General features: G+C 67.1%; 26 protein-coding genes and 1 pseudogene. 8 read left to right on the forward strand and 19 right to left on the reverse strand.

The genetic code is table 11. The annotated features are described in order from the left end of the window. Positions 1-12: 12 nt before the first annotated feature. The 7 genes from ACIGO6_RS13810 to ACIGO6_RS13840 form a co-directional block, all read right to left on the reverse strand. Positions 13-642: a DUF2637 domain-containing protein gene (locus tag ACIGO6_RS13810; protein ID WP_399875253.1), complete on the reverse strand. Its 630-nt coding sequence runs from the start codon at positions 640-642 to the stop codon at positions 13-15. Between the two features lie 81 nt (positions 643-723). After that, entirely contained in the window at positions 724-2106 is a 1383-nt protein-coding gene (locus ACIGO6_RS13815; RefSeq protein WP_399875255.1) for an FtsK/SpoIIIE domain-containing protein, read from the reverse strand. Between the two features lie 5 nt (positions 2107-2111). After that, a complete protein-coding gene (locus ACIGO6_RS13820) occupies positions 2112-2462 on the reverse strand; it encodes a hypothetical protein (RefSeq protein ID WP_399875257.1) in 351 nt (116 codons plus the stop codon). A 231-nt stretch (positions 2463-2693) separates the two neighbouring features. Further along, entirely contained in the window at positions 2694-2942 is a 249-nt protein-coding gene (locus tag ACIGO6_RS13825; RefSeq protein WP_399875259.1) for a hypothetical protein, read from the reverse strand. A gap of 87 nt (positions 2943-3029) precedes the next feature. Continuing rightward, the gene (locus tag ACIGO6_RS13830; protein WP_399875261.1) at positions 3030-3758 is read right to left on the reverse strand and encodes a GntR family transcriptional regulator; all 729 of its coding nucleotides are present in this window, start codon (positions 3756-3758) and stop codon (positions 3030-3032) included. Positions 3759-3847: 89 nt separating this feature from the next. Beyond that, the gene (locus ACIGO6_RS13835) at positions 3848-4285 is read right to left on the reverse strand and encodes an ATP-binding protein (protein WP_399875262.1); all 438 of its coding nucleotides are present in this window, start codon (positions 4283-4285) and stop codon (positions 3848-3850) included. A 278-nt stretch (positions 4286-4563) separates the two neighbouring features. After that, entirely contained in the window at positions 4564-5304 is a 741-nt protein-coding gene (locus ACIGO6_RS13840; protein WP_164274369.1) for a GntR family transcriptional regulator, read from the reverse strand. Positions 5305-5384: 80 nt separating this feature from the next. On the opposite strand from ACIGO6_RS13840, the gene ACIGO6_RS13845 reads away from it, so the two are divergent. Continuing rightward, positions 5385-6479, forward strand: coding sequence for a DUF1152 domain-containing protein (locus ACIGO6_RS13845; protein WP_399875265.1), 1095 nt, complete (start codon positions 5385-5387; stop codon positions 6477-6479). 353 nt (positions 6480-6832) lie between these two features. Here the strand turns inward: ACIGO6_RS13845 and ACIGO6_RS13850 are convergent, their stop codons facing one another. Genes ACIGO6_RS13850 through ACIGO6_RS13860 form a run of 3 tightly spaced genes read right to left on the reverse strand, consistent with a single transcriptional unit; the run spans position 6833 to position 9734 of the window. Further along, positions 6833-8581: an ABC-three component system protein gene (locus ACIGO6_RS13850; RefSeq protein WP_399875267.1), complete on the reverse strand. Its 1749-nt coding sequence runs from the start codon at positions 8579-8581 to the stop codon at positions 6833-6835. Continuing rightward, complete coding sequence (locus ACIGO6_RS13855; protein ID WP_078915164.1) at positions 8578-8823, reverse strand: ABC-three component system middle component 6; 246 nt, start codon at positions 8821-8823, stop codon at positions 8578-8580. Before ACIGO6_RS13855 ends, ACIGO6_RS13850 begins: the two co-directional genes overlap by 4 nt. Then, on the reverse strand, positions 8820-9734 hold the full coding sequence (locus ACIGO6_RS13860; protein ID WP_168101178.1) for an ABC-three component system protein: 915 nt from the start codon (positions 9732-9734) through the stop codon (positions 8820-8822). The genes ACIGO6_RS13855 and ACIGO6_RS13860 overlap by 4 nt, the downstream gene beginning before the upstream one ends. 312 nt (positions 9735-10046) lie before the next feature. Between ACIGO6_RS13860 and ACIGO6_RS13865 the strand changes: the two genes are divergently transcribed. The 3 genes from ACIGO6_RS13865 to ACIGO6_RS13875 all read left to right on the forward strand — a co-directional run bounded on the left by ACIGO6_RS13865 (position 10047) and on the right by ACIGO6_RS13875 (position 12171). Continuing rightward, positions 10047-10511, forward strand: coding sequence for a hypothetical protein (locus ACIGO6_RS13865; RefSeq protein WP_225808527.1), 465 nt, complete (start codon positions 10047-10049; stop codon positions 10509-10511). A gap of 79 nt (positions 10512-10590) precedes the next feature. Next, complete coding sequence (locus ACIGO6_RS13870; protein WP_399875270.1) at positions 10591-11475, forward strand: DUF4365 domain-containing protein; 885 nt, start codon at positions 10591-10593, stop codon at positions 11473-11475. 33 nt (positions 11476-11508) lie between these two features. After that, positions 11509-12171: a hypothetical protein gene (locus ACIGO6_RS13875; RefSeq protein WP_399875271.1), complete on the forward strand. Its 663-nt coding sequence runs from the start codon at positions 11509-11511 to the stop codon at positions 12169-12171. Between the two features lie 152 nt (positions 12172-12323). Here ACIGO6_RS13875 and ACIGO6_RS13880 read toward each other — a convergent pair whose 3' ends face one another. The 5 genes from ACIGO6_RS13880 to ACIGO6_RS13900 form a co-directional block, all read right to left on the reverse strand. Beyond that, positions 12324-12722: a PIN domain-containing protein gene (locus tag ACIGO6_RS13880; RefSeq protein WP_399875273.1), complete on the reverse strand. Its 399-nt coding sequence runs from the start codon at positions 12720-12722 to the stop codon at positions 12324-12326. After that, positions 12719-13000, reverse strand: a complete 282-nt coding sequence (locus tag ACIGO6_RS13885) for a hypothetical protein (protein ID WP_318213685.1) — start codon at positions 12998-13000, stop codon at positions 12719-12721. The genes ACIGO6_RS13880 and ACIGO6_RS13885 overlap by 4 nt, the downstream gene beginning before the upstream one ends. After that, a complete protein-coding gene (locus ACIGO6_RS13890) occupies positions 12997-13641 on the reverse strand; it encodes a hypothetical protein (protein ID WP_399875275.1) in 645 nt (214 codons plus the stop codon). Before ACIGO6_RS13890 ends, ACIGO6_RS13885 begins: the two co-directional genes overlap by 4 nt. 161 nt (positions 13642-13802) lie before the next feature. Then, positions 13803-14822, reverse strand: coding sequence for a hemolysin family protein (locus ACIGO6_RS13895; RefSeq protein ID WP_399875277.1), 1020 nt, complete (start codon positions 14820-14822; stop codon positions 13803-13805). After that, a complete protein-coding gene (locus ACIGO6_RS13900) occupies positions 14819-16186 on the reverse strand; it encodes a hemolysin family protein (protein ID WP_399875279.1) in 1368 nt (455 codons plus the stop codon). The genes ACIGO6_RS13895 and ACIGO6_RS13900 overlap by 4 nt, the downstream gene beginning before the upstream one ends. 433 nt (positions 16187-16619) lie before the next feature. Here ACIGO6_RS13900 and ACIGO6_RS13905 point away from each other — a divergent pair, with 433 nt between their 5' ends. Both ACIGO6_RS13905 and ACIGO6_RS13910 read left to right on the forward strand, forming a co-directional pair. Further along, entirely contained in the window at positions 16620-17633 is a 1014-nt protein-coding gene (locus ACIGO6_RS13905) for a sporulation protein (protein ID WP_399875280.1), read from the forward strand. A 10-nt stretch (positions 17634-17643) separates the two neighbouring features. After that, positions 17644-17843: pseudogene (locus ACIGO6_RS13910) on the forward strand (VapC toxin family PIN domain ribonuclease); the annotation flags it as partial. 51 nt (positions 17844-17894) lie between these two features. Here ACIGO6_RS13910 and ACIGO6_RS13915 read toward each other — a convergent pair. Further along, positions 17895-19397 (reverse strand): multicopper oxidase family protein, encoded by a 1503-nt coding sequence (locus tag ACIGO6_RS13915; RefSeq protein ID WP_399875282.1) that lies wholly within the window; start codon positions 19395-19397, stop codon positions 17895-17897. Positions 19398-19651: 254 nt separating this feature from the next. Between ACIGO6_RS13915 and ACIGO6_RS13920 the strand changes: the two genes are divergently transcribed. Continuing rightward, on the forward strand, positions 19652-20539 hold the full coding sequence (locus ACIGO6_RS13920; protein ID WP_399875284.1) for a septum formation family protein: 888 nt from the start codon (positions 19652-19654) through the stop codon (positions 20537-20539). A gap of 162 nt (positions 20540-20701) precedes the next feature. Here ACIGO6_RS13920 and ACIGO6_RS13925 read toward each other — a convergent pair whose 3' ends face one another. Next, positions 20702-22765 carry a flavin monoamine oxidase family protein gene (locus tag ACIGO6_RS13925; RefSeq protein ID WP_399875286.1) on the reverse strand — a complete coding sequence of 688 codons (2064 nt, stop codon included), beginning with the start codon at positions 22763-22765 and terminating at the stop codon, positions 20702-20704. 236 nt (positions 22766-23001) lie between these two features. Between ACIGO6_RS13925 and ACIGO6_RS13930 the strand changes: the two genes are divergently transcribed. Next, the gene (locus tag ACIGO6_RS13930; protein WP_399875288.1) at positions 23002-23769 is read left to right on the forward strand and encodes an oxidoreductase; all 768 of its coding nucleotides are present in this window, start codon (positions 23002-23004) and stop codon (positions 23767-23769) included. On the opposite strand, the gene ACIGO6_RS13935 is transcribed toward ACIGO6_RS13930, so the two are convergent. Beyond that, positions 23738-24652 carry a LysR family transcriptional regulator gene (locus ACIGO6_RS13935; protein WP_399875290.1) on the reverse strand — a complete coding sequence of 305 codons (915 nt, stop codon included), beginning with the start codon at positions 24650-24652 and terminating at the stop codon, positions 23738-23740. The genes ACIGO6_RS13930 and ACIGO6_RS13935 overlap by 32 nt on opposite strands. A gap of 155 nt (positions 24653-24807) precedes the next feature. After that, positions 24808-25452 (reverse strand): DUF4232 domain-containing protein, encoded by a 645-nt coding sequence (locus ACIGO6_RS13940; RefSeq protein ID WP_399875292.1) that lies wholly within the window; start codon positions 25450-25452, stop codon positions 24808-24810. Positions 25453-25528 lie beyond the last annotated feature (76 nt).

Raw genomic sequence — 25528 nt, forward strand, 5'->3', positions numbered from 1 at the left:
AGGTCCTCCGGGTCAGGTCAGGTGGGCGGAGATGGCTTCGGCCAGCGGCAGCGGGACGCCGAGCCGGGCGCGAAGGGTCGAGGTGTCGATGGGCGTTCCGGTTCGGGCGTGGTGCTCGTCGGCGACTTTGCGCGCGAGCGCGACAAGTGCCGGCGGAACCGGGGTGGAGCTGGGGGCAGCCGTTTCGGTCTCGGCCGCGGACAGCTCGGGGGCGGAGGTGGGGGCTTCGGATGTTGAGGAGCGGGGAGCCGACCCGTCGTTGGTCGTGTGAGCGTCCGTGGCTTCTCCGTGAGCGAGCAGAGTCCCGCCGAGGAAGGCGACCGCAGGCCACCCGGCGACGAGGATGCGCAGCCAGTCAGGTACGGCTTTGAGGTCGAGCAGGCCGGCCGTAGCGACGTTGGCGCCGAGAGACGCGGTCAGGGCGATGACGAACCAGCACCAACCGGCCGCTTTGGCTTGGCCGGTGCGCAGTCGCCGCCAGGCCGCGACCAGCAGGAGATCGACCGAGACCGGGTAGGCCCACGCCTTCCAGCCGTCCTGCCCGGCGGCAAGCGCCAGGTCGTGGAGGTGGGCGAAAGACAGCGCTGCGGCGATCAAGGCTTGGACGAGTACCGCGTCGATACGGACGGGCAAGGCGCCCATGGCGTAACTCCTTCCGGTGCCAGACATGGAGGGGGTAGGGACTTGGCACGGAACGGCCGTGCCGGTCGTCAGGTGGTGGGCCTACTCGGTGGCGGGGTGAGCCGGAGCTACCGGGGCCACGGGGCCAGGTGCCGCCGCCGGCATCTGTGAGAGGCAGGGCCTGAAGGGGGCGAGCGTCGTTACGTCGGGGGCGAGCCCCGCCGTGGCACGGCAGGTGGCCGCAGCGTCGGCGAGGGAGAGATAGGGGGTACGGATCCGGGACCAGCCGCCGGAGGTGTCGCCGACGACGGCCAAGCCGGGCAGTTCGGCAGGGACGGCGCAGGCAGCCGACACGGCTTCAGGGGCGATGTCTCCGAGCGCCATCTTCGCGGATGCCTCGTCGTTGACGCGGTGGCAGACGCGACCGGTCAGCTGAGCGCGGAGCATGGTCGCGCCCTTGCCCAGCTCGGCACCGAAGCGCTGTCCGCAGACTTCGAGGTAGATCCCCGCAGCCCGTCCGAGCTGGGCGAGACGGATGAAGTGGGTCACCATTTCGTCGCGGCGTTCCTCCTCCTTCCTTGTGGCGACGAGGAAGAGTTCCGCCACTTCGTCGATGAAGAGCACGATCGGAGCTGGGCGTTCGTTGTCCGGCAGCCCCCAGACGTCCGAGGTGATCAGCTCCTGCGGGGTGTTGGGAGCGATGCCCTGCCGGGCCTTGATCAGTTCGTAGCGGTCCTCCATCTCCTTCACGAGTGCGGGAAGCAGTTCGGCCGCCTCGTCGGGGTCCGTTGCCAGGGCGGAGAGCCGAGGCGCGAAGGGCGCCAGCTCGACTCCGCGCTTGCAGTCGATGCCGGCCAGGACCACCGGTTGAGCGGCGAGCCCGGCCAGCAGGTTCCGCAGGTACATGGACTTGCCCGAGAGCGTGGCACCGAGCACCAGCTCATGCGGCACGGCCCGGTAGTCCCGCAGGAACGCGGTCGCGTCCTCCCGTAGCGCCACCGGCACTCGAAGCGGACCGCCGTCGAGCCGACGAGGCATGCGCACCTTCTTCAGCACATCGAAGCCGACGAGCCGCAACTCCACGACCCCGGGCCTGATGTCACGTACGTAGACGGCGTGCACACCCCAGGCATGCCGAAGTCGTTCGGCAGAGGCGGCCACGTCCGCCGGCTCCTGTCCCGGGGCCAACCGCAACCGCATACGCAGCCCGGTCGTCGTGGGCCGGATGACGCCTCGCCGAGGGGGAACGGGCCGCACCTCACGGCGAGTGGCAGCCCGAACGGCCAGCGCCCTCCACCTGGGCGGTTCGACGGTCAGGCCGCAGGCGTCCATGGTCGAGGAGTACGAGGCCAGCAGCCGGGCCACCGAGAGCGGAAGCCCGACCGTGGACCAGTACGCCGCCGGGTGGGAGTGCCGGGCGTACGCCGCGCCGCCTATCGCAGCGAGCGAACCGCCCAGTTCGGCCACCGTGACCAGGTCCGTCACGGCGATCAGCCCGCCTGCGTCATCGGGAAGGCGCCCGGCGCGATGGCCGTCGCACGGTAGGCGATGCCGTGGCGCTCCTTGCCGTTGAAGACGCTCTCCCACGGCCGTGCCACCAGGCCCGGAAGTGTCACCGGGGCACCGACCGTCAGGCCCTCGGACACTCCCGTCTCCGGGACGGTGACCTGGAAGAGCGACGACTCGCCCTCGTCGATGTAGACGACACCGACGGTCATCAGTGCCTCACCGGTCAGCACATCCTTCGCGATCTCACCGGTCTGCCGGTCGCGCACCTTGGGTGCGGGAGCTTCGGTGAGCAGGATCGTGGCGGTCGAGGCATCAACGCGGATCACACGCACAGGGGTTGCTCCTTCTGGGAATCGACCAACCTGTCAACCTGACAGGTTGACTTAGCAAGTCCGAAGCTAGAGATGCCAGGTTGACTTGTCAAGTGGCTTAGGTGACGGTCGGCCTTCCGACGAGGCAAGGCCCCGCCCCCATGAAGACAGCGAGCACGAGAGGGCGCGACGCACGCAGACGAACCGCGCTCAAACAGCCATGCGCAGGCTTGTGCTCCGCAAGGTCACGCGTCAGGGAGTGATGTAGTCGCCCCATCCGAAGGTCGCGACATAGGCCCGCCGAACCGCAACCCTGCCGCTTCCGCCCCTGATGAGGATGACGGTCAGCGCGACGATGAACCAGGCGGCGAAGCACCCCACGGTGATCAAAGTCCAGCGGGTGCCCGAGAAACTGGCGATGACGATCAGAGCAATGATGGTCACCGCCAGCCCGATGTGACCGCCGCCCACATCCGGGTAGGACCCGCGCCCTTCTGCCATGAGCCCCTCCAACCTGAGATCACTCAGTTCTGCGCCAGAGCAGATTATGAGGTTCCGCCGACCGCGTCGGCACCGTCCTCTGCCTGCTCAGCTCAGCCGGTAGCTGTCTTCGAGCTCCTGCCGGTCAGCGGGAAGCAACACGTCGGAGACCTGCAACGCCTGCCCGGACGCATCACATGCGACGACTAGGACGCTGAGAACCGGAACACCGTCTGGGACGTCGAGAAGCTCACCCTCGGCCGGCCCAGGCAGCCGCGCCGAGATTCGTTCCTGAACGTGGTCGAAGCGAACCTTCTTCCGAGCCTCTAGGTGCTCCCGAGTACTGCCACTCAGCGGTTCGGCGCTCTCCAGATCGGTGCCCTCGACCATGCCGACAGGGAAGTAGGACGAGACCAGCTCGAATGGTGCACCCTCGTCCTCCACCAAGAAGCGGCGCATGAGGACCTTGGCTCGCTTGGGCAACCCCAGCACTGAGGCGACACGCTTCGGGACGGGCACGTACCCCACCTCGACCAGTCGCCCGGGGGCCCGCGACTCATCACGGCTGAGTGCCTGCTGTCCCCGGCGGTCCTGGTCCTCTGCAGCGGTCGGCCGTCCCCGCACGATCGTGCCGTACCCCTGGCGAGACTCCAGCCAGCCATCCCGCTTCAGCAGCTCCAAGGCGCGCACGACGGTTGGACGGGACATACCGAATGTCTGCACGAGCTGGTTCTCGCTCGGCACCCGAACCCCTGGCGCATAGGTGCCGTCCTCGATGCGGCGCTGGAGCGTCTGCGCAAGGCGCAGGTACTTCGGTGGCTCCACTTCATACGCCATGAACGCCGCCTGTCGAGATTGGCCAAGTCAACTGGTCAACCAGCCTAGCGACACTTTCACACCGGCAGAAGAAGAGGTGAGCTATCCCATCACGCCGGCCAGGCATCAGCGACCACGAACGAGACGACCGTGCCGCCGAGGTAGCTGGGGCCGGAGTGCCAGGAATCCGCGATCGAATCGACGAGGAGCAGTCCTCGGCCGTGGGCATCGTTCGCGTCCGGGTGCCTCAGCCGTACGCTCGCCGGAAAGCCGGGGTTGTGAACCTCGACGCGGAGCGAGGTCCCCTGGCGGAACCACTCGACCCGCACCACCCACGGATCCTCCGACGCGCCGTAGCGGATGGCGTTCGTGACCAGCTCAGAGATCATCAGTGCGCAGTCGTCGATCGAGCAGGCCGGGTTGTACGGAGCGATGAACTTACGGAACCAGCGCCGCGCACGGGAGACGGACTCCGGCTCCGGGTGCAAGGTCATCGCTCCAAGCCGCGGCGAGTCCTCACAGGGGTGTCGGTCGATCGTGTAAGCCATGCGTGCTCACTCCTTGCCGCTGCCGTCGCAGTCGAGGCAGCGCCGCTTCGACGTGGCACGGTTGCGGTCGTCGGCCGTGGAGAGCGTCAGCGCCGCTCGGGAACCGACGCGCTTCCATCCACGCCCCCGACACCCCCGGCAAGCTAATCGCGCGTCCTGCTTCGGCCGCCGACTCGTCACGTCGTGCCCCCTTCATCTCCAAGTGGCCTTAGCCACTTTGTGGATAGTGGCATTGGCCACTTGCAGAGCGCAAGCGATACGGCGGAACTGGCGCGCCGTCAGGTGAGCGGGTAGCCCTGCTCGAACGCCCAGCGGTGCGGCGGGTACGTGGCTTCGGCGAACTCCAGCGGCCGGTCCTGAAGGTCGAAGACGACGTGGTGCACGATGAGGACGGCGGACTCGGGCTCCAATCCCAGGTCGGCAGCCTCCTCCTCCGTGGCCGAACGAGCGCACATGCGGTCCTCGGCGTAACTGCCTTGACGCCCCGTCATGCGCTCGACGTACATGAGCGTCCCTTCCTGGATGCGTCCAGGGTCGGTGAGCTTGGGCGCACGCTGGCCGACGTCCGGGGCGAACCAGGAGGTGGACAGGGTGATCGGGCCGTCCTGGTTGTTCGTGACGCGCCGACGGTGAACGGCCCGCCGATCCCTCACCAAGCCCAGGGCCTCAGCAACGTGGTCCGGGGCATCCAGCCAGCCGGCCGACGTGATCACGGCATACTCCCCGGGTGTATAGATCTTCCCGGTCTGCCGAGCCCGCCCGTACAACTCCCTCGCACGACGGTTCACTTCGAGACTGCGCACGTACGTGCCGGACCCCTGCCGCTTCTCGACCAGGCCCTGATGGCTCAGCGCCTCAAGCGACCGCGCAGCCGTAGGCCGGGACACCTTCCAGTCCGCAGCGAGCTGCCGCTCAGAGGGCACCTCGTCCCCAGGCCGCAGGTCACCCCGAAGGATCTGGTCGCGGATGAAGTGAGCGATCTGAAGGTACTTGGGTTGAGCCTCCTCGATCTGAGGCATGTCCCCTCCTTGTCCAAGTGGCTATAGCCTTTGGCCACTATAGGCTGAGTGGCCAATCTGGGAACCCGTAGGCTGATCGCATGACGCGGTTGATCGTCGCAGCAGGAGGAGGGGGCGACGCAGTCGCCGCCGCCATGCTTCACGCCGCCCTCTACGGCGACGAGGACCAGGCGGTGATCCTGACCTACGCCTGGGACCGCCTCCTGATCGACCCTCTACCGGGCCCGCGGCGCCCCGCCGACTTCACCGGCCTGGAACGCCTCACGCCAGACGTCTGGTCAGTGTCGGCGCAGGCCCGCCCGATCGCACCCGCAGGCTCCACCCTCCCCAGACTGGCAGCGGAGCTCCCAGCCGCGTTCGCACTGCTCGACCCCCACCAGGGGGCCGTCGGCCTTACCCGGCAACTCAAATCACTCGTTGACCACATACAGCCCGCATCAATCGATCTCTTGGACGTGGGCGGAGACATCCTCGCGCAGGGCGACGAGCCGACCCTGAAGAGCCCGCTGGCCGACGCTCTGACACTGGCGGCATGCTGCCAGTTGAACGAACCTGTACGGCTCCTCGTAGCAGGACCGGGCCTGGACGGCGAACTCCCGCCGGAGGCTATGACTAGCGTGCTGGGCCCCGTTGTCCACACCCTCACCCCGGAAGACACGACCGCCGTTAGCACTGCCCTCGAGTGGCACCCGTCCGAAGCAACGGGCCTGCTCGCGGCGACGGCCCGAGGCGTACGGGGCACATGCGAAATTCGAGACGCGGGGCTCCCTGTCCTACTCACGGACGAGAGCCCCGCCGTGTACGAGGTCGACTTGGACGACGCTCTGAGCCGCAACCGGTTGGCCCGAGCGATCATGTCCACTACAGACCTGGACGAGGCCGAGGCATACAGCCGCGAAGTGTGCGGGTACTCCGAGATCGACTACGAGCGCAATAAGGCTCTCTGGCTCAACAATCAGCAGCCAACGAATCTGGACCCTTCCTCAATCGGTAGGCAACTACACCAGTTCGAGGCCGAGGCCCGCACCCGTGGAGCCACCCACACAACGTTCCGCCGCATCACTGAGGCCCTGGGTCTCAGTGGCGCACAGCGCGACGACTTGCGGCAGCTCCTCATTGCCAGTCGCCCGAAGCAGTACGAGGCGCCTCTGTGGCGCATCACGGACGAAGCCTGAGTTACAACCTTCTTCACGGGTTCAAGGCGGCTCGCTCCGCTCACCGCGCGCGGCCCGGCCCCCGGCCGGGCCTGCGCTCCTGTCTCCGCCCCGCTCCAGCCCGGCCGGCGCCCGTGCCGCGCTCACAGCAATCGGCCGCCTGATGCCAGAGGAGGGGTCCATCGTGGCTGGGGCGGTCGGCTCCACGGCTTTACGGAGCCACTTTGGCGCGAGCCTCGAAGATCATGGCCCCAACGTCGTGCTTTACCGGGCAGGTCCACAGACTGCCCGACGCGCCGGAAGCTTACGGGGCCATGATCACTCGCGCCAAAGCAGCGCCACCCCAAAGCCGCTCCACCGACCTCACACTGCTACTAGCGGAATCGCAGGCCGAACAGGCCTCCATCGTCATACTTGTCTGTAAGGCGGACTGGCAATATAACGGCGTCAAGATCCACGCCCTCGACATTCGGCAAGTTGTCACTGTTCAGAGTAATTAGATGTTGATAGCCGTGCTCATCGCATTCTTCCTTGCCGGTCCTAATGGCAGCTGCAATTTGCCTACTGTCAACTCCATCAAAGATGTGGCTATCGTGAGCCACAAATGAAGGAGCCCTACCCTGAGACAATGCGATACGAATCAAAGTGAGGTCAAAGCAGTAGGTGAGCATGTTTGTAATACCCTTGCTTCGCTCACCATCGATACTAACATTGAACTTTGGCCCATTATCCGTGTTAGAAATTGCCAGCAGTCCTCCCCTATCGCCATAGATGGAGTGTGACAAATCTTGGAACACTACGGCAGCCCGGTCTACGCTATCTGAACGCTCGCGAAAATCGCGCTGCAAACGCTCTTGAAGTTGCTGCCGCTCTAGCCCCAATGTGACCTGCTGCGACTCGAGCGCTTCAGCAGCTTGATACTGCTTGGTCAAGCGCTCAACTTCGTTTTCCCGCCGGCCAAGCTCCTTTTGCATTTCCAGGAACGTTTCCAGAGCGCCGCCCGCACTCAGCAAGGCCATAATTTCGGCACGCCGACGATCGAGTGTTCCAATCTCCTTCTCACGTGCCGCGATCCGGGCCTCAGTAGCTACGATCTCTTCACGCAGGTACGTGCGCCGATTCGCAACGACAGATTCATGAAAGCGCTGAACATCTTCGTAGGCAGCAAGAGCGACGCCGGGAAGCTCAACTCCAGCAAGATCATACAGAAGCCTTAGGTTCTCTGGATCGGGAACTGGTTCTGTTTTCGAATCATTGCTCAGCCGATCTAGGTACCGGCGATCCAGAGTGTTCTCGTCGTTGAACTCGGCGATTTTTCTACTGAGTTGAGTGGCTTCACTTTGCAACTCCGAGTACTCTTCGACCACACGAAAGCTCTTCAGCTGCTCACTCAGCCGCGTAACACCTGCTTGAGCAATTGCAAGAGAGGCTCGAAGCTCGGCTGTTTTACCCACAGGGTCACCTAGAGCTCCATCTTTCGCCGCCTTTTTTAGCTCTCGCAGAGATTTCTCGCGCTGGCGAACTTTTTCCCAGTCTCGGGGAATTGACCAGTCTAGCCCTAGCAGGTAGGAAATATTCACTTGCTGATCAACAGTTGACTGTTGACTCGTGTGCTTTACCGTCTCCTGAAACCCGCCACTTGCCTGACGCCTAATCAGGTATGACAGCAGAGAACGTGCAGATGGGCCAGAGTTTCCAGCGTTCTCTAGATCGGAGATGCCGAAGAAGTGTTTCGCAATAAGAGACTTCCAAACGGCATTGGAGACGGTCACGCTGGGGCTACCCAGCACGCTCTCCCAACCATCGATATGAATCTTCGACGGCTGAACTCCAGAACGGCGTACGGTGATATAAGAGGGCTCTGCTGAGGGGTCACGCTGTGGAGCGAGAATTTCTAGGCCGAACTCGAAATTCACAAGGGCTTCATTGCGGAACAGGCTACTCGGATCTGCATTGCCACCCATGAGGAAGTGAAGCAACTCAATCAAACTGCTCTTGCCAACGCCGTTCCGAGTGTCAACCTCCTTCGATTCCGGCCTGACATCCGCGAGAAGAATATTCAACCCGGCGTGAAGGTGGATCTCCTTAAAGGAGGGCATTGTGCTGAAAATTCGCTTAATCACGTTGCCCGCCTAAGTGTGTTTGCTGGCCCCGTTCGAATTGCCCCGACCGCGAACAGGAGATCGAGCGCCAATACAAACCAGTCAAATGTAAGGGGAGTAGAATTTTCATCTTGGGCCCGCTTGACTCGCACCAAGTGCCACAGTCCGCTCACAGTGCTCGGCTCGTCCAATTCGCGTATGATTTGAGCGCCCACGGTCAGCAGGGCCCTATCGGCAGACACTCCCTTAGTTGGCAAGATCATTCTTCCTGGCCTTCCTCTGGCCGCAAGAATATATCGCACTCTTCAAAAAAGTACGTGAGCACGCCGTATACGGCCACTTCGCGAGCAGGACTCGATGGGCCGATGCCACCAACCCACTTGCGGAGCTCCCAGTAGATCTCATCCGGGCTCTGACCAGTACCGCGCAGTTCCTGATACTTCTCGGAGAAGGCTTGAGCCGTTTGGTCCCTAAGAAGCTCATCACTCACGCGCCTGTAGTAATTTCTTACCAAATGCGCTGGCTGCATGCCCATAGTGATGAGGAAGCGTGTCGCTTCTGACAGAAGGTTGTACTCGATCTTATCCTCAGGCACCGGACGCCTATCAGGACGACCAGGTACGCGAGCGCGCTCCAGATGATCGAGGACTGGCTGGATTTGCTCCATTCCCGTCTCTACGAAGTCTGCCATCGAGGGAACACTAGGGAAGAGCGCCCGCAGATTGCTGATTCCGAGGTCCATCACGCGCTTGCATAGGGCTTCCCGCCCCCAGGGGGCGGCCACCTTGTCCCCATGCGCTCTATTGAGCTCAAGGATTGTCTTCAGCGCATCCGGCCCGAGTCCTTCACGGTCATTGTGGACGAATACCCATTGGTCAAGATACTCGTCCCAAAAAGGGAGGCACCCATTGAAGTCGCTCTCAATCTTCGCTCGAATGCCTGAAGCCGTGGGCTTCCGTGGGGCGTACACGGCGAAAACCGTACGCTGAGATATCAGGTATCCGTCATTTTTCTCGTCTCCGGAGTTTCCCCAGGGCCTGACACGAACAAAGTCGCCATCGGGATAGGCTCGCTCCATTATCTCCGAGAAGAACTCCTGGAACTCATCTTCGAAAGATTCCTGGTAACGGTCCCGGAACGCCATTTCGTATAACGCCAGAATGCGCTCATTCATATGCCCCCCCTGCAGGTGCTCAAAGACTTTAGAGTCGCATAGCTTCCCGTGTACCTCAATACCCCGATGGTGTCAAAGTGATGTCAGCCTAAGCTGACCGGCTGGATGCCCACAGCTGAGGGGGGCCGAACCAGACAGCCGGGGAGCGAGGGAGTCAGCGCCAGATCGGACCACAAGTCAGGCGCACTGCACGCGCCAGACGCCGATAGTCGCAGGTAGGAGACCCAACTCCTCAGACAGTTGGAAAGCGTGTTGGCATCGGGGTTGGGCAACGCCCCACGGAGGACCCTCGATGCGTGATCAGCTTGGGTGGTGGAGACCATCATCGCCAGCGGCATAGCCGTCCTAGGGACGCTGCTTGGTTCGGGGATCACCCTGGCGTTCCAGCAGCGCACCGCCGACAGGAGCCACCAGTTCACCCGCCAAGAGAAGCTCCGGCAGGAACGACTCGATGCCTACTCCGCTTACGCCGGCGCATTGGTCAACTACCGCCGCTGCCTCGTTCACCTATGGTTCTGCGAGCACGAACAGCCACCACCGGAGGACCCCGACACGGTACGGATCCGTGCCTACGACCTGCGCTCCAACGCCCAAGAAGCACTGTTCCGGGCACAGATGCTCACCGATGACGTGACTCTGAGCCAGGCCGCGGAGGACTTGCTCGCAGACGTTACGACGCTGTCCAAGACGGACAGCAGAACAGAACTAGACGTTGCCAGGGTGCGGACCCGTGACGACATCAGCCGACTGGTCAGGGCAGCCAAGCAACACCTTTAAGGCACGTGCAGACGCGCCGGTTCGTAGGTAACCGCACCACAAGCGCACCAGATCGAGCGGGGAGCAGCGGGGAATCACGGTGAAAGCAGTCGAGCCCGCAGACGTTACGAACCTGCGGTTCAAGCAGGTCAGCACCGACGACAGGCCCGCGATGCTCGCTGCTTCCCAAGCTGAGAGCGCGAGTTCGATTCTCGTCACCCGCTCCATACAGAAGGCCCAGGTCAATGACCTGGGCCTCAGTCGTTTCCGGACCGCGCCATGCCAGGCCGCTCAGCAGGCGCCCTACGACCTCCCTCGTCCCGACCCCGGTGTCATAGGTATGGGGCAGGCTGATCCAAACAGACACCGGCCCCTCATCCGCAGGGGCCCGCGAGGAACCTTCCGGAGGGGGCGCGGCATGCCGAAGGTCTCGAAGGGGAGGCGTGTGGGGCAGGCTGCCGTGAACGCGTTGCGCACCCTGCTTGAAGACCACGACCACATCGTTCAAGAGATATCCGGGCAGAACGACTTCGGGGAGGACTTCTACGTCACCTTCACCGACGACGGACATCTCACGAGTGACACGATCAAGGTCCAGGTCAAGGGTGGGAGTAGCTGGCGCCGAGGCAACGGCTACGCGGTGCCTGTCGATCAGCACGGTGACACCTGGGCGGACGGGAACATTCCTGTCTACTGCGTGGTGTACGACCCGGACACCAGACGACTGCACTGGGCGAACGCCACCCAACAGCTCCGCCGGTCCGGTCCGCTGAACCCCCCGCGTTTCATCGGCGTCAGCCCCAACGCTGTGCTGAACGACAGCACTGTGCCGTTCTTCGTCGCCCAGGCCCGCCGTTACGTCGGACGCTACCGGGGTCGTCAGGCGGTCCTGACCCACCTGAGCGAGATGTCCGGAGTGGAGTTCGATTCGACGGACCACGTCCTGCACTTCGTCAACGGCTTCGACGAAGACCTCATCTTCTGAAAGCGCCCGGGGGACGCGCTGGCGACACTACTGATGAGCGCGCACGGCTGGGAACCGTACCTCGTCAGCCTGGAGTCCCTGCTGCGCTCCGAGATGACGCCGCCGGGAGGTGGAGACGGAGATGGCAGTGATCCCGGTGGTCAATGGGGCGACCCCGACTTGTCGACCGCCGAGGAACTGGAGCTGAACCGTGCCGAGATCATGTGGGTGGTCTCGTGCTTCGTCTCCAGTCAGGAGGCTGACGAACCCACTGAGTGCGAGGGGTGCGCGAGTTGCACGGGCGAAGAGCCGGTGGAGCACGGCAGCATCGAGGCGGATGTGCTCCATGACTACGTCATCGCCCGAATCGTCGACCGGGTCGAATCGGAGCCCGACCTGCTGAGACGGTCGATCCAGGCCATGCGCGAGGAAGCCGAACTCGATCCGGAGATCCTCAGCGAGCTCGGTCCTCTCGAAGCCGATTCCAGCGTCGTGCGCCAAGTGAACAAGCTGAGCCGGGCCACGGTGACGAAGTCGACCGACATCGAACCGGAGGCATTTCGACTGGCCGTTCTCTACTTCATCCACTGCATCTACATCGGTGGCCCCTCGCTTCCTCTCGACGAGCAAGTCCGCATCGTCTGGCGCGTGCCGGAGCCCGAGTCCATGCCCTTCCAGAGGGTTCGGAACAGTGGGGGCGCCGCTACTCGGGCGTGACACGCCCCTGCCCGATGCCGACCACGCTCTCGTTCAGCCCGATCCGAGCAGGTCGAGAAGATGTCCCCCAGTCGGCCTGCCGGCTGGGCAGGAGACCGCCAAGCCAGAGCCGAGTCCGCACGGCGCGCACCGCTTCTACAAGGCGTCGCGGTTCAGACCTTCTCGGCGCTCAGGCGCGGATGCTCGGCAGTGAGCAGCCCGATGTCTTCCACGTCCGAAGTCAGAATCGTCACCCGGCCGGGATGCTGCAAGGCGGTCGCGCACAGCATGGCGTCGATGGCGTACTTGTGGCCGTGCAGCCCCGCTGCCCGCAGCAAGGCGGCAGCGGATTGCGCGACGGCTTGGGTCACGGGCTCGACGCTCAGGCGGGACAGCGTCCACTTCAGTGCGGCGTCGTTGATCTTCGGATGGATCACCTCGACCAACACGGCCGCCGAGGTGATCACGGGTAGGTCCGCGTCGCGAGCCGCCGTCAGCCACTCATGGAGTTCCCGATCACGCTGTACGGCCTTTGCCAGGCCCTCGCTGTCCAGAACCAGAACACCGCTCACGCGGCCGCCCCGGCGTTCGTGGCGCCTCCGGTCAGCCGGGCGCGCTTGGCTGCCACGGCCTCGGGATCGGCCGGACCGTGCACCTTGTCGAAGTCCGCGATCAGCTCGTCCAGGTTGTCGCGCTCGATCTGCCGCTGGGCCGCCTTCTCCAGGTAGGCCGAGACACCTCGCTTGCCGACCCGCTCACGGATGGCCTGCAGAGTCCCGGCGGTCAAGGTGACGGAAATACCGCTGGTGGGGCCGTCGCCGGGCGGGAAGTCAACGTCGTCGTCAGTCACACTCCGAGTATGCCATTCGAAATGGCACAACGGGCGGCGAGTGCACCGCGCGGCTCTGATCGAATGACAGAGGACTCGGCGCCAGGCGCTCGACGACGGTGCGATCCGGTACGCACGATCACCTCGGGGCCAGGTATCCATGCTGGTCGAGCCATGGAGCCTGCGCGAGCGCTGTCGCTTCCCAAGCTGAGAGCGCGAGTTCGATTCTCGTCACCCGCTCCAAGATTGAGGCCCAGGTCAGTGACCCGGCCCTCTCCGTGGAAGCTGAGGTCGTATCCGAGGAGGGGGCGGGCCGAGGACGGCTGGGCCGTCAGTCGGGTGACGAAGTCGGACGGGGAGTACGACGCGGGGTGCTTCTCGTCGCCGAGCGGGACGGAGAGCAGCACCTTGGCGTCCTCGGCCATGGGCACCTCGGTGCAGGGCCCCTCGCCCGGGACGATCACCCATGCCTCGAACTGGGCGTGGGCCTTCTTCTGGGCGGGCCGCACCGACAGGTACGTCTTCCCGTCACTGGTCCGGGCGTCCTCGATCTGCACGAACTGCTTGGTGCCGGCCCAGAGGGCCGTCGCACCGGCCGACGACGACGTCGGCGGGGCCGCGGTTCCGCTCGGCGTGGTGGTCGGGGCCGTCCCGTCGGCCATCGCCGAAGGTGCCGCGGACGGCGCTGGCCGATGAGCCGGCCGACGCTCGCGGAGTAGAAGGCGTCGAACTCGTGCTCGTCCGCGCCCCGGCCGCCGCCTGGTTCATCTGGTGGTCGCATGCCCCTCCTGTCACGCCGAGCTCTTCCGACCACCACCCGGGGCTATGCCGTCCGGGGTTGGAGGTAGCGGGCCAGCAGATCGTCCAGGCTCACCATGCCAGTGAGGCGGCCGGTGTCGTCGCGGACCACCGCGAGGGTGGCCCGGCGTCGGCGCAGCAGCTCGATCGCGTCGGCCACCGTGGCGTCCTCGGCCAGTTCGGGCACGGGGCGGGCCAGGGCGCGGGCGCTGGTGGTCCTGCCCTGGGCCCGGGCCACCAGCACGTCGCGGGCGTGCAGCGAACCGAGTACGTCCCCGCCGTCCCTGACCAGCAGCCGGGTGCGGTCGCCGGCTGCGGCCACGGCGAGGATCTGTTCCGCGTCGGCGTCGGCGTCGACGGCGGTGATGTCGTCGGCCGGGATCCGCAGGTCGCGCACCGGGGTCTCCGGTTCGGTCAGTGAGCGGGTCAGCAGGTCGGAGTCGGTCTCGCTGATCAGGCCGAGCCGTTCGGACTCCTCCACCAGGTGGGTGAGCTGCTCCCGGTTGTGGACGGAGGCCAGTTCGTCGCGCGGGGTGACGCGGCACAGCCGGACCAGGGCGTTGCTGATCCGGTTGAGCACCCAGATGAGCGGGCGTACTGCCTTCACGATCCCGCGGAAGGGCGGGGAGAGGAGCATCGCGGAGCGCTCGGGGTGAGCGATGGCCCACGACTTGGGTGCCATCTCACCGAGGACCATGTGCAGGAAGACGACCACGATCATCGCCACGGCGAAGGACACGCCGTAGCTGAGCGCGGTGGGCAGGCCGAGACTGTGCAGCAGGGGGTCCAGTTCGTGGGAGATCGCCGGCTTGGACACCGAACCCAGGCCCAGCGTGCACACGGTGATGCCGAGCTGGGCGCCGGCCAGCATCAACGAGAGCTCGCGCATACCGGCCAGGGCCGCCTTGGCACCGCGCTGCCCGTCGGCCACGGCCTTCTCCATCCGGTGCCGTTTGGCGGCGACCAGCGCGAACTCGGCCGCGACGAAGAATCCGCTGCCGATGAGCAGCAGGACGGTGACGAAGATCGCCGTCGGGAAGCTCATGCCTGCCCCTCCTCCTCGTCGGGCGTCGCCTTCTCGGCCGTCCGCTTCTCGTCCGTCCGCTCGATGCGGACCCGCTCCGGTACGTGCCGGTCGAGGGTGCGTACGTCGATCGCCGCGTCGCCGCCGTCGGGCAGCGTCACGGTGAGGCGGTCGCCGATGGCCGGGAAGCGGCCGAGCCGGTCGACGATCAGGCCGGCCACGGTGTCGTAGTCCTCTTCCTCGGGCAGCTCGATGCCGGTGACCTCGGCCACCTCGTCCAGGCGGCGCCCGGCGTCCACCAGCCAGCCTTCGCCGTCCGCGACCGCGACCTCGGTGACCGTGTCCGACTCGTCGGCGATGTCACCCACGAGTTCCTCGGCGACGTCCTCGTAGGTGACGACGCCCGCCACACCACCGTGCTCGTCGAGAACGACGCCGAACTCGTCGTTCCGTTCCCTCATCCGCTCCACGGCGGCCGGCAGCGGCAGGGTCGCCGGCAGCAGCAGCGGGCCCCGGGCCGCCGCACCGGCCGTGGTGGAGGTGAGCCGGTCGGCGGGCAGCCCCATCAGCTCGCGTACGCCCAGCACCCCCGCGACGTCGTCCGGGTGGTCGCCGAGCACCGGGTAGTTGGAGTGACCGTGCCTGCCGATGAGGTCGATGGCCTCGGCCGCGGTGGCGTTCCTGTGGACGAAGACGGCGTCGACGCGCGGCACCATCACCTCGTGCAGCGTCCGCTCGGAGAACTCCAGGGCGTGGTCGATCAGCTCGGCGGTGCCGCGCGGCAGCTGTCCCTGCTCGTGGGACTCGCCGATCAGGTGGCCCAGCTCCTCCAGGGTGGCGCCGTGGTGCAGTTCCTCGACCGGCTCGATACCGACCTTGCGCAGCAGCTTGTTCGCGGCGCCGTCGAAGATCCGGACCACCGGGCCGACCACCTTCAGGTAGGCGAGCGTGGAGCCCGCGAGCGACTTCGCCAGCCGTTCCGGGACGGCGATGGCGAGGTTCTTCGGCGCCAGCTCGCCCAGCACCATCTGCACGACCGTGGCCAGGACGAACGCGAGCACCACGGAGATGCCGGTGACCGCGCCGTCGGGGATGCCGAGGCCGGACAGCACCGGCCGCAGCAGCGCGGAGACGGACGGCTCGGCGATGAAACCGACGACCAGACCCGTCACGGTGATACCGAGCTGCGCCCCCGAGAGCATGAACGACAACCGCTCCAGCACCTTCAGGGCGCGGGCGGCCTTCCGGTCCCCGGCGTCGGCCTCGCGTGCGAGGGCGAGCCGGTCGGCGGAGACGTACGCGAACTCCTGGGCGACGAAGTAGCCGGTGCCCGCGGTCAGCACGAACACCGCCAGCACGCCCAGCCAGGCTTCCACGGCACTCATCGAACACCACCCCGCCGCGTGCCGTGCTCAGGAAGTACCGGGCGGGATGGTCGGGGACTGTGCCCCGAAGGGTCCGTCGAGGATCTGGCGGACAAGCGATGACTCCTCATCTGGGCGTGCGGACACAAAAACGATTCTGACCGAAAACAGGTTCCTGGCCACTGCCCACGCCGGGCGCGCGTAGGCGTACTGCCCGGCCCGCATCGGCGAGCCACCGACAGCGAGCCGATGTCACACGGAGCCTCTGGCCGGCTCGTGAGCGTATTTCAGCCATTTCCGGCGAGGCGGCCCGGAGCGCACTTCAGGCTCTCCGAGACCACTCTAAGCTTCTACACGTTTGTAGAAAAAGGGCCCGGACGAGGTCTGCGCCGTGGTCCTGGACGCAACACACACGGCTTCGATCGATCTGGACGCATAAGGAGTGGACGCCACGATGGTGTTCAAGCGACTTCTCGGCTCGCTCGGCGTGGGTGCCCCCACGGTCGACACGGTGCTCGACCCGGCTCCCGCCCAGCCCGGCGGCACGCTCACCGGACAAGTACATCTCACGGGCGGCCAGGCCGACTTCGACATCGAGCTCATCACACTTGAGCTCGTGGCCCGGGTCGAAGCGGAGCACGAAGGCGGGGAGAGCGAGGGAGTCGTCGCCTTCGACCGATTCACCGTCGGCGGCGGCTTCCGGCTCGCCGCCGCGGAAGCGCACAGCGTGCCCTTCCGCGTCACGCTGCCGTGGGAGACACCCGTCACCGAGCTGTACGGGCAGCCCTTGGGCATCGTGCTCGGCGTGCGCACCGAGCTGGCGGTCGCCGGCGCCAAGGACAAGGGCGACCTCGACCAGATCACCGTCGCGCCCCTGCCCGCCCAGGAGGCCATCCTGGAGGCCCTCGGACAGCTCGGCTTCGGCTTCCGCTCCGCCGACCTCGAATACGGGCACATCGGCGGCACCGGACAGCAGCTGCCCTTCTACCAGGAGATCGAACTCATCCCGGCCCCGCAGTACGCCCACCAGGTCAACGAGATCGAGCTGACCTTCCTGGCGGGCCCGGGCGGGCTGGACGTGGTCCTGGAGGCCGACAAGCGCGGCGGCGTCCTCTCCGCCGGCCACGATGCGCTCATGCGTTTCACCGTCGGTCACCACGAGGAACGCGACTGGAATGCCTCCGTGGACGGCTGGATCCGCCAGATGATCGAGCACCGGACGACGTACGGCCACCAGGCCGCGACGCACGGGCACGGCGCCCCGTACTCCGACCACGGACACGGCGGACACCGAGCGCACGGCGACCATCACCATGAGGGCCATCGGCGTTCCGGACCCGGCATGGGCACGGCCGTCGCGGCGGGCGCGGCCGGGCTCGCGGTCGGCGTCGTCGGAGGCATGGTCGCCGCAGAGGTCGTCGACGAAGTGGGGGACCTGTTCGAGGGCGACGAGGACGACGAGGGCTGAACCACCGGCGGTGAACGCCGCGCGATTCCTCATCGACACCAGCGCGCTCGCCCGCTTGTCGCGGGACGGCACCGAGCAGTACGGAGGGGACCGGGCAGCAGCATCACCGAGCTGGAGTTCTTCTACAGCGCACGCTCCGCCGCCGATCGTGCCCACGGCATCGAGAACATGAGACTGCTCTTCGGCTGGGTCCCGGTCGACGACCGGGCCTGTTGATCTCGGTAAGTGAGCCGGTGCCGAACGCCGGGACGGCCGCTTCGGTCAGTGCCGGTGCTCACCGGGGCGGCCTGCCTTCTGGCCCTTCTCGACGACCACGAACTGGCCCATCATTCCCTGGTCCTCGTGGGAGAGCAGATGGCAGTGGTACATGTACGGCGTGTCCGGGTCGGCCGGGCCGTCGAAGCGCATCGCCAGTTTCATCGTCGTGCCGTGCGGCAGGAAGACCGTGTCCTTGGGGCCGCGCAGCGCGGCCGAGGGTGGCTCGCCGTTCACTTCCAGCACACGGAACTGCACGTCGTGGACGTGGAAGTTGTGCGGCATGCCATTGGTGTTGCGCACGGTCCAGGTCTCGGCCGTCCCGCGGGTGACGATCTCGTCGACCCGGTCCATGGCCATGGCGCGGCCGTTGATCCCGGAGCGCTTGAGGTCGAAGTGGCGGGCCTTCACCGCCTTGGTGCCGTCCGGCACCTCCAGCGTGCCCAGCTCGGCGGGCGTCCTCGGTGAGGGACGCAGGCGGTCGGCGGCGCGCAGTTGCAGTACGTCGAAGGAGTCGTCGCCGCCGTTGAACCGCTGCTGCCAGGCGCCCCCGTAATTGTCCTGGGGGAAGCTGCGCAGGACGGTCCGTTCGCCGGGGCGCATGGTCACGACGATCTCGGCCCGCTCCCCGGGGGACAGCTGGACGCGCTCCAGTGCGGCAGGCCGCTCCATGAGGCCGCCGTCCGTACCGACGAGGTCGAAGGCGCGGTCGTCGGAGAAGCCGAAGGTGTAGGTGCGGGCCGTCGAGGCGTTCAGCAGGCGCAGACGCACCCGCTCGTCGGCGACCTCCCGGTACGGGCTGAGCGTGCCGTTGACCATGGTCCGCTCGCCGAGGAAACCGGCGTTCTGCATCATGCCGTGACCGTGGTCGAAGTCGGCGCCCTCGAAGGTGACGTCCTGCACGATCACGGGCAGGTCGTCGATCCCGTAGCGCCCCGGCAGCGCCGGCCGGTCGGAGGCGGGGTCGTCGAGGAGGAACATGCCGGCCAGACCACGCTGGACGTGCTTCTCCGTCGCCCCGTGGGGGTGCGGGTGGTACCAGAGAGTGGCCGCCGGCTGGTCGACCGTCCAGTGCGGGGACCAGGTGGCGCCCGGGGCCACCATCTGGTGCGGGCCGCCGTCCATCTCCGCGGGCAGGTGCATGCCGTGCCAGTGCACGGTGGACGGTTCGTCCAGGCCGTTGCGGATCCGTACGCGCACCTTCTCGCCGCGCTCGGCGCGCAGGGTGGGGCCCAGGTAGTCGCCGTTGAAGCCCCAGGTGCTGGTCTTCCGTCCGTCCCTGAACTCCTTCTGCCCCTGCTGCATGCGCAGGTCGAAGACGCGGGTGCCGTCCTTGCCGAGGCGGGATTCGGCGAGCGGCGGTATCGCGAGTTCGTTGTCGAAGGACTCCTTGCCGACGGTGTTGACGTCGGCGCCCGTCCACAGCCAGAGGAACGCCCCGCCCACGAGGAGGGACAGCACGGTCAGGACCGAGCCGGCGATGACGAGTACGCGCTTTGTCCGGGACATGCTCCCAGGCTCCTCGCCGGCCAGGGGCCCGGGCATCGGGGACGGCCCCGGACCATCCCCCACCACCCCCTGACTCGCCTGTCAGGGAGCCGTCGACCGTCCCCCTCGGGGTCCGCGATACAACCCTCGTGGTCCGCCGCGCGTCAGTAGGACACCGCGACGATCTGAGGGCCTGCCCGCGGGCCACCCGGCCGCGGAAATGACATACGATCCGCCTGACCTGCTTAAAGACCACGTAAGAGGATGTACACGTCATGCCCGCCCGTACCCCGTATCGTTCCCTTCGCGGCATGTCCGCCGTCGCCGCCCTGCTCGCGATCGGCGCGGTGGGGTGTTCGGACGTCACCGACGCCGTCGACAGTGCCAAGGACGGCGCGAAGAAGGTGGCTCGCCAGCGCTCGGTGTTCTCGCTGGACACCGGTGACTGCTACAACCCGTCCGGCAAGTCCGAGGGGACGGCGTACACCGTCGAGATCGTGCCCTGCGACGAGGCGCACCAAGGCCAGGTCGTCGGCGAGTTCTCGATCGACGAGGGCAAGGAGTACCCCGGCGACGAGGGGGTCTCGGCGATCGCGGACACCCGCTGCCCGGTCGAGGCGCAGAAGTACGCACCGGACACCTGGGCGCTCCCCGCGGGCGCCGCCCTCTTCTACTACACCCCCACCAAGGAGAGCTGGGCGACGGGGGACCGCGCGGTGAGCTGCACCTACACCGCGGAGAAGGGCACGCTCAGCGGCACGCTGGACACCGCGAAGTCCCTCAAGCCCGAGCAGCTCACGTACCTCAAGGGTTCGAACGGTGTCTACGAGGCCCTGTGGGCGCACCAGCCCGAGAAGGACAACGTCGAGGACGACCTGGCCGGTTACAAGGCGCAGGCCAAGGCCGTCGAGGCCGCTCTCGAGGCACACGTCGAGGGCCTGAACGGCATCGAGGGTGCCGAGGTCGGCAAGCTCCGTTCGACGCTGACGAAGACGGCCGGCCACTGGGAGAAGGCCGCGAACGCCGCCGACGCCGACGCGTTCTACGTCGCCTACGAGCCGGCGTTCACCGGTATCGACCCGAACAAGTCGGTCGCCGCCCGCAAGGAACTGGGCCTGGCCACCACCGTTCCGGCCGACGAGGCCGAGGTCTGGGCGGGCTGACCTTCCGCGTGCGCGGGGCCCGGACGGTGTGAGGTCCGGGCCCCGCGCCGCAGCTCCTCTCCCGTGTCATGGCCACCGTCCGCTTCGTCTCCGGGACTTCGCCTGACCGTACGAAAGGCCCAGGTCGGTGACCTGGGCCTGGTGGTGGTGCGGCAGCCGCTGTCAGGCCGTGTGGACCTTCAGGGCCGTTCGGACGGCCGATTCGAGGGCACCCTCGATCCAGGCCGGTTTGATGGAGGTGTGGTCTCCCGCGAAGTGCAGGGGGCCTTCCGAGGTGGGGATGTCGGGGAACAGCTCCGTGTGCTGGCCGGGGAAGAGCACGGACGCCTCGCCGTAGGCGTAGTGGTCCCGCATCCACGACTGGGTCTGGCTCTTGCCGGTGAAGAAGACCTCGCACCGGCGGCCGAAGACGGCCTGCACTCCGGCGAGGGCGCGCAGGCAGCGCTCCTCGTCGGCGTAGGCGTCCCACTTGAGGGCGTCGTCGGACCAGCTGTAGGAGGCGAGCACGATGCCGCCGTCGCTGCCTTCCATGGGGTGGGCGTGCTCGAAGTACATGAAGCGGTTGGCGTTGTCGCTGACGGAGCCGCCCCCGCGGACATGAGCTGCCTCGACCTCACCCTCCGCGGCGGGCCGGAAGGCGGCGAAGCAGTGCTTGTACGCGTCGGGGATCGTCACCCCCAGCGCCTTCACGGACTTGTGGGCGCCGAGATACCCGGCGTCCCTGACCTTGCCCGACCGGTACTTGTCGTAGAGGCCGTCCTCGATGCTGTCGAGGGCCTGCTTCCACTGGGCCTCGGTGTCCTCCCACCAGCGCCGGGAGAATTCGAGCAGCACCTTGGTCGCGGCGTCGTAGTGCAGCTCCGTGACGGCCCGGCGCTTGCCGTACGACAGCGGGGGGTCGAAGGCGACGTGACGCAGCCCGGAGAAGGGCACGGTGATGATCGCCTCGTCGCCCTCGAAGACCTGTGTGGTGCCCCCCTTGCCGGTCTGGCAGTCCTCGGAGACGGTGTGCACCCGCACCTTGCCGTCGGTGCGTTCGATGCGCACGGCGCGCCGGTCGAGCCGTACCTTCCCCTTCACCGGGGCGTACAGCGCGTCGGCGAGCAGCGCGGTGCCGCCCTTGATCTCCCAGAACCTGGTGCTGGGGGCGATCAGCGCACTGGACAGGAAGCTGTGCAGGAAGGAGAGGTGCAGCCGCGAGGTCAGGTTCTGGATGGTTCCGACCAGGTCGATGGTCCTGGTGTCGAGCCCGGCGACTTCGGTGAGGTAGCGGTACATGGACCAGTGTCCGTACTTCTTGAGGACCTCGGCCCACCCGTCGACGAGCGCGGTTCCCTCTTTGCCCCGGATCAGCCGGTGTACGGGCTCGAGGGCGTCCGCGAGGATGGCGGCGGCGGTCTTCTTCCGGTTGGCACCGGTGACCTTGAAGGTGTCGTTGACCCTTTCCGGGTTCTTCTCGTAGTCGGCCCGGCGTTCATGGATGCCGTTGACGTGGATCCAGGTGCGGTTGGTCTTCTTCGCCGGGTCGTCGGGGTCGACGTCCACCAGGTAGAACTCCTGGCGGGGGAGGTCGAACTTCTTGAGCAGGGCCATGAGGAGCGGGTGGCTCTCCGGCAGCCGCATGGCCCCGCCCTCGGCGTACTGCCGGGGGTCGGCGAAGGGCTGCCTGCCGTTCTCGTGACCGCCCTTGCGGAAGGTCTTGATACGGCCGCCGACCCGGTTGCCGTTGGCCTCGATCACGACGACGTCGTGGCCCGCCCGGTTGAGCAGGTCGGCGGCGAGCAGCCCGGCCGGGCCGGCCCCGACGATCAGGACCCGCTTCGTGGCCTTCCCCCGGCTGGCCGGCAGCCCGTCGTTGACGGCCTTCACATAGGACGGGACCAGGGACTTGTCGTGCTCGTCGTGGACGACGACCGCGCGGGCGACCGTCCTGTACGCCTCCGGGTCGGTGCCGGGCGGCGCCGCGGCCGGCGTGATCGAGGGCGCGACGGCGGGACTGAGCGCGGTCGCGGAGGCGGCGGAGGCGGCGGTGATCCCGACGGCGAGTGCCGAGGCACCGGTCGCCGTGACCACATAACGCCGCGAGGGCGTGCTGCCACGCGGTGCCGGTGGTCGCAGCGGCGTGTCGTGCGCGCCGGGAGCGGGCTGCTGCTCCTCCCCGACTACGGGGGAATTCTTCCCGAACGACGTGCTCGTGCCTGTGGTGTTCGCGTTCTGAGTGTTCATCGCGTCCCACTCTTGGTGCACGAACGACCCGCAGGGCAGCGCCCTCACACGGACGAGCGACCTAAACCACTCGTACCGGGGAGACCTGCCGTCGGGGCCACCCGACGGCAGGTCTCCCACGCCATAGGAATCCCCTATAGCGCCTGCTCACTTTTGGTCTTTGCCTCTCCGCATTTCCCGGTTCTACGGTGAAACAGCTCGACGGGAAACGCATACGAATTGGAGAGGCCGGCGCCATGAACACAACCAGCAACAATGCGGAAATACGCGAACTCGCGGGAAAGAAGGCCCTCGTCACGGGCGGTTCGCGCGGAATCGGTGCGGCCATCGTGCGCCAGTTCCTGGACGCCGGCGCCGAGGTGCTCACGACCGCCAGGTCGAAGACGAGCACGGTGCCGGAAGGGGCCGCCTTCGTGGAGGCCGACCTGCGGACCCGGGCCGGGGCGGAGGCAGTGGCCGAGGCCGCACGGGACATGCTCGGCGCGGTGGACATCCTGGTCGACAACGCCGGTGGAGCGCGCCCGTTCCCGAACGCCTCGGCCATCCCCGACGAGGCGTGGCAGGACCAGCTGAACCTGAACTACCTGGCATCGGTACGGCTGGACTCACTGCTCACCCCCGGTATGCGGGAACGGCGTTCAGGCGCGGTCGTGCACGTCTCCTCGGCCGCCGTCCCCACGTCGGCACCGCCGTTCCTGCACTACACGGCGGCGAAGGCGGCGTTGGAGAACTACAGCCGGGGGCTGGCCCTGGAACTGGCCCCGTACGGAGTCCGGGTCAACACCGTGTCCCCCGGCAGGACCGCCACCCCGGGCGGCGAGGCGACGCGGGAGGAGTGGGCGAAGCTGGCCGAGGGGCCGGGTCAGGACGTCACCGCCCCTCCGCTGGGGCGCGACGGCCGGCCCGACGACATCGCCGACGCGGTGCTGTTCCTCGTCTCGGACCGGTCGAGCTGGCTCACCGGACGGAACCTCACCGTGGACGGCGGCGAGTTCCCGGTGTGAGCACAGCGGTGTGCCACGTCTCCTGACGCAGGAATTCCAGCAGGGCCTTTTCCGCCGGCCCCGCGCCGGGTCGGACGGCGGCGACGGTGGGCAGGGAAACGGCGGGGGAAACGGGACGCGTGAGGTGCTCGAAACCGGGAGGCACCGCGGAGGTCGGCACGAGCGTCACCCCCAGCCCGTGGGCCGCCCAGCGCACCGCCGTCGCCGTCTGTGACACGCGGGCGACCGTGGCCGGAGCCAGCCCATTGTCCCGCAGTACGTCCCGGAGCACACCGTCGAGCGCGCTGTCGTGATCGAACCTGATCCACGGTTCCCGCTCCAACGCGCGCAGCTCGACCCGGTCCGCGGCGAGCTGTGCGTGCTCGGGGCTCGTCACCATGACGAACTCCTCGTCCCCGAGGTGGTGGCCCTCGTACAGGTCCCCCTCCTTGCACGGCCCGGCCATCAGCCCCAGGTCCACCACGCCCCGGCGCGCCAGCCGCTCCAGCTCGGCGGGGTTCGCCTCCTCGAAGACGGTGATCTCCAGTCGCGGGAAACGGCGGCGCAGCGCGCTCAGGGCGCCCGGCAGTTGTCGCGTGCCCAGGCCCATCTGCGCGGCGACCACCAGCTCGCCCTCCAGCTCCTCGGCACCGGCCCGCGCCGTCGCCCTCGCCCGCCGCGCCGCCCGCACGGCGACCTCCGCGTCCCGCAGGAACGCGCGACCGACGGCGGTGGGCACCAGCCCGGTCGAGGTGCGGGCGAACAACGTCACGCCGAGCTCCCGCTCCAGGCCGCGGATCTGCTGGGACATCGACGGCTGGGCGACGTGCAACGACTCCGCCGCCGCCGTCACCGAGCCCTCCTCGGCCACGGCCAGGGCGTACTCGAACTGACGAAGACTCACCGTCCCTCGTCCTCTCCCTGGAAAGATCAGCCCCCGGTCATGACGCCGACCGCACGCGGCGACGCCGACGCAGGCGGCAACACGGTCGCGACGTCGCCGTATTCCCGCACCCGCGCGCCGAGCCGAGCGACGTGGCCACCACGGGTGGCGGCCGTTCAGTTGAAGGGGACCGCGTCCGCGGGAGACGTGTGCCAGTTGGTGACGATCGGGTCGTCGACGACGATGGTGCCGACCGGCAGGGAGACGGGGTCGGGGTCGTTGTCGCCGACGGCGACGATGATGCTGTCCAGTTCCTTGCCGCCGTCGCCCTCCGTGGTCTTCGGGTTCACTCCGGCGTAGGCGGCCGTGTCGCCGCTCAGCTTGACCTGCTCGCCGACGGACTGCTCCGCGGGACCCGCCTCGGTGCCGTCGGAGCCGAAGGCCACGGTCGGCAGGGCGGCGGGCAGGTAGCAGGTGATGCCCGGCTTGGCCTTCGCGGTGATCAGAATGTAGCCGCCGGCCTGGGTCTCGGACCTGGTGCTCCAGGCGATGTCGCCCGCGCCGCAGCTCTGCTCGACCGGCACCCGCTCGCCGTCCCCGGTGTCGGCGCCGGAGCCGGTTCCCTCGTCAACCCCGTTGTCGCTCACGCCCGTTTCCTCGGCAGGGGCGGCGGCCTCGTTCGCGACCGGGGAGGAGGACGAGGACGCGCCGGTGTCCGTGCTCTCCTGGCTCTGGTCCGCGTCCTGACATGCCGTCATCAGCAGGGCGGTGCCCACCAGGGCCACGGAGGCGAGGACGGCCTTGCGACGGTTGCGGAACATGAGATCCCCTTGCTGGTCGGTCCAGTGACGGTGAGGCCGAAGCGCCCTCGGCTGCTCCGTGCTCGCTCGCTCACTA

The organism is Streptomyces sp. NPDC053750 (assembly GCF_044544295.1).
Taxonomy (GTDB): Bacteria; Actinomycetota; Actinomycetes; order Streptomycetales; family Streptomycetaceae; genus Streptomyces.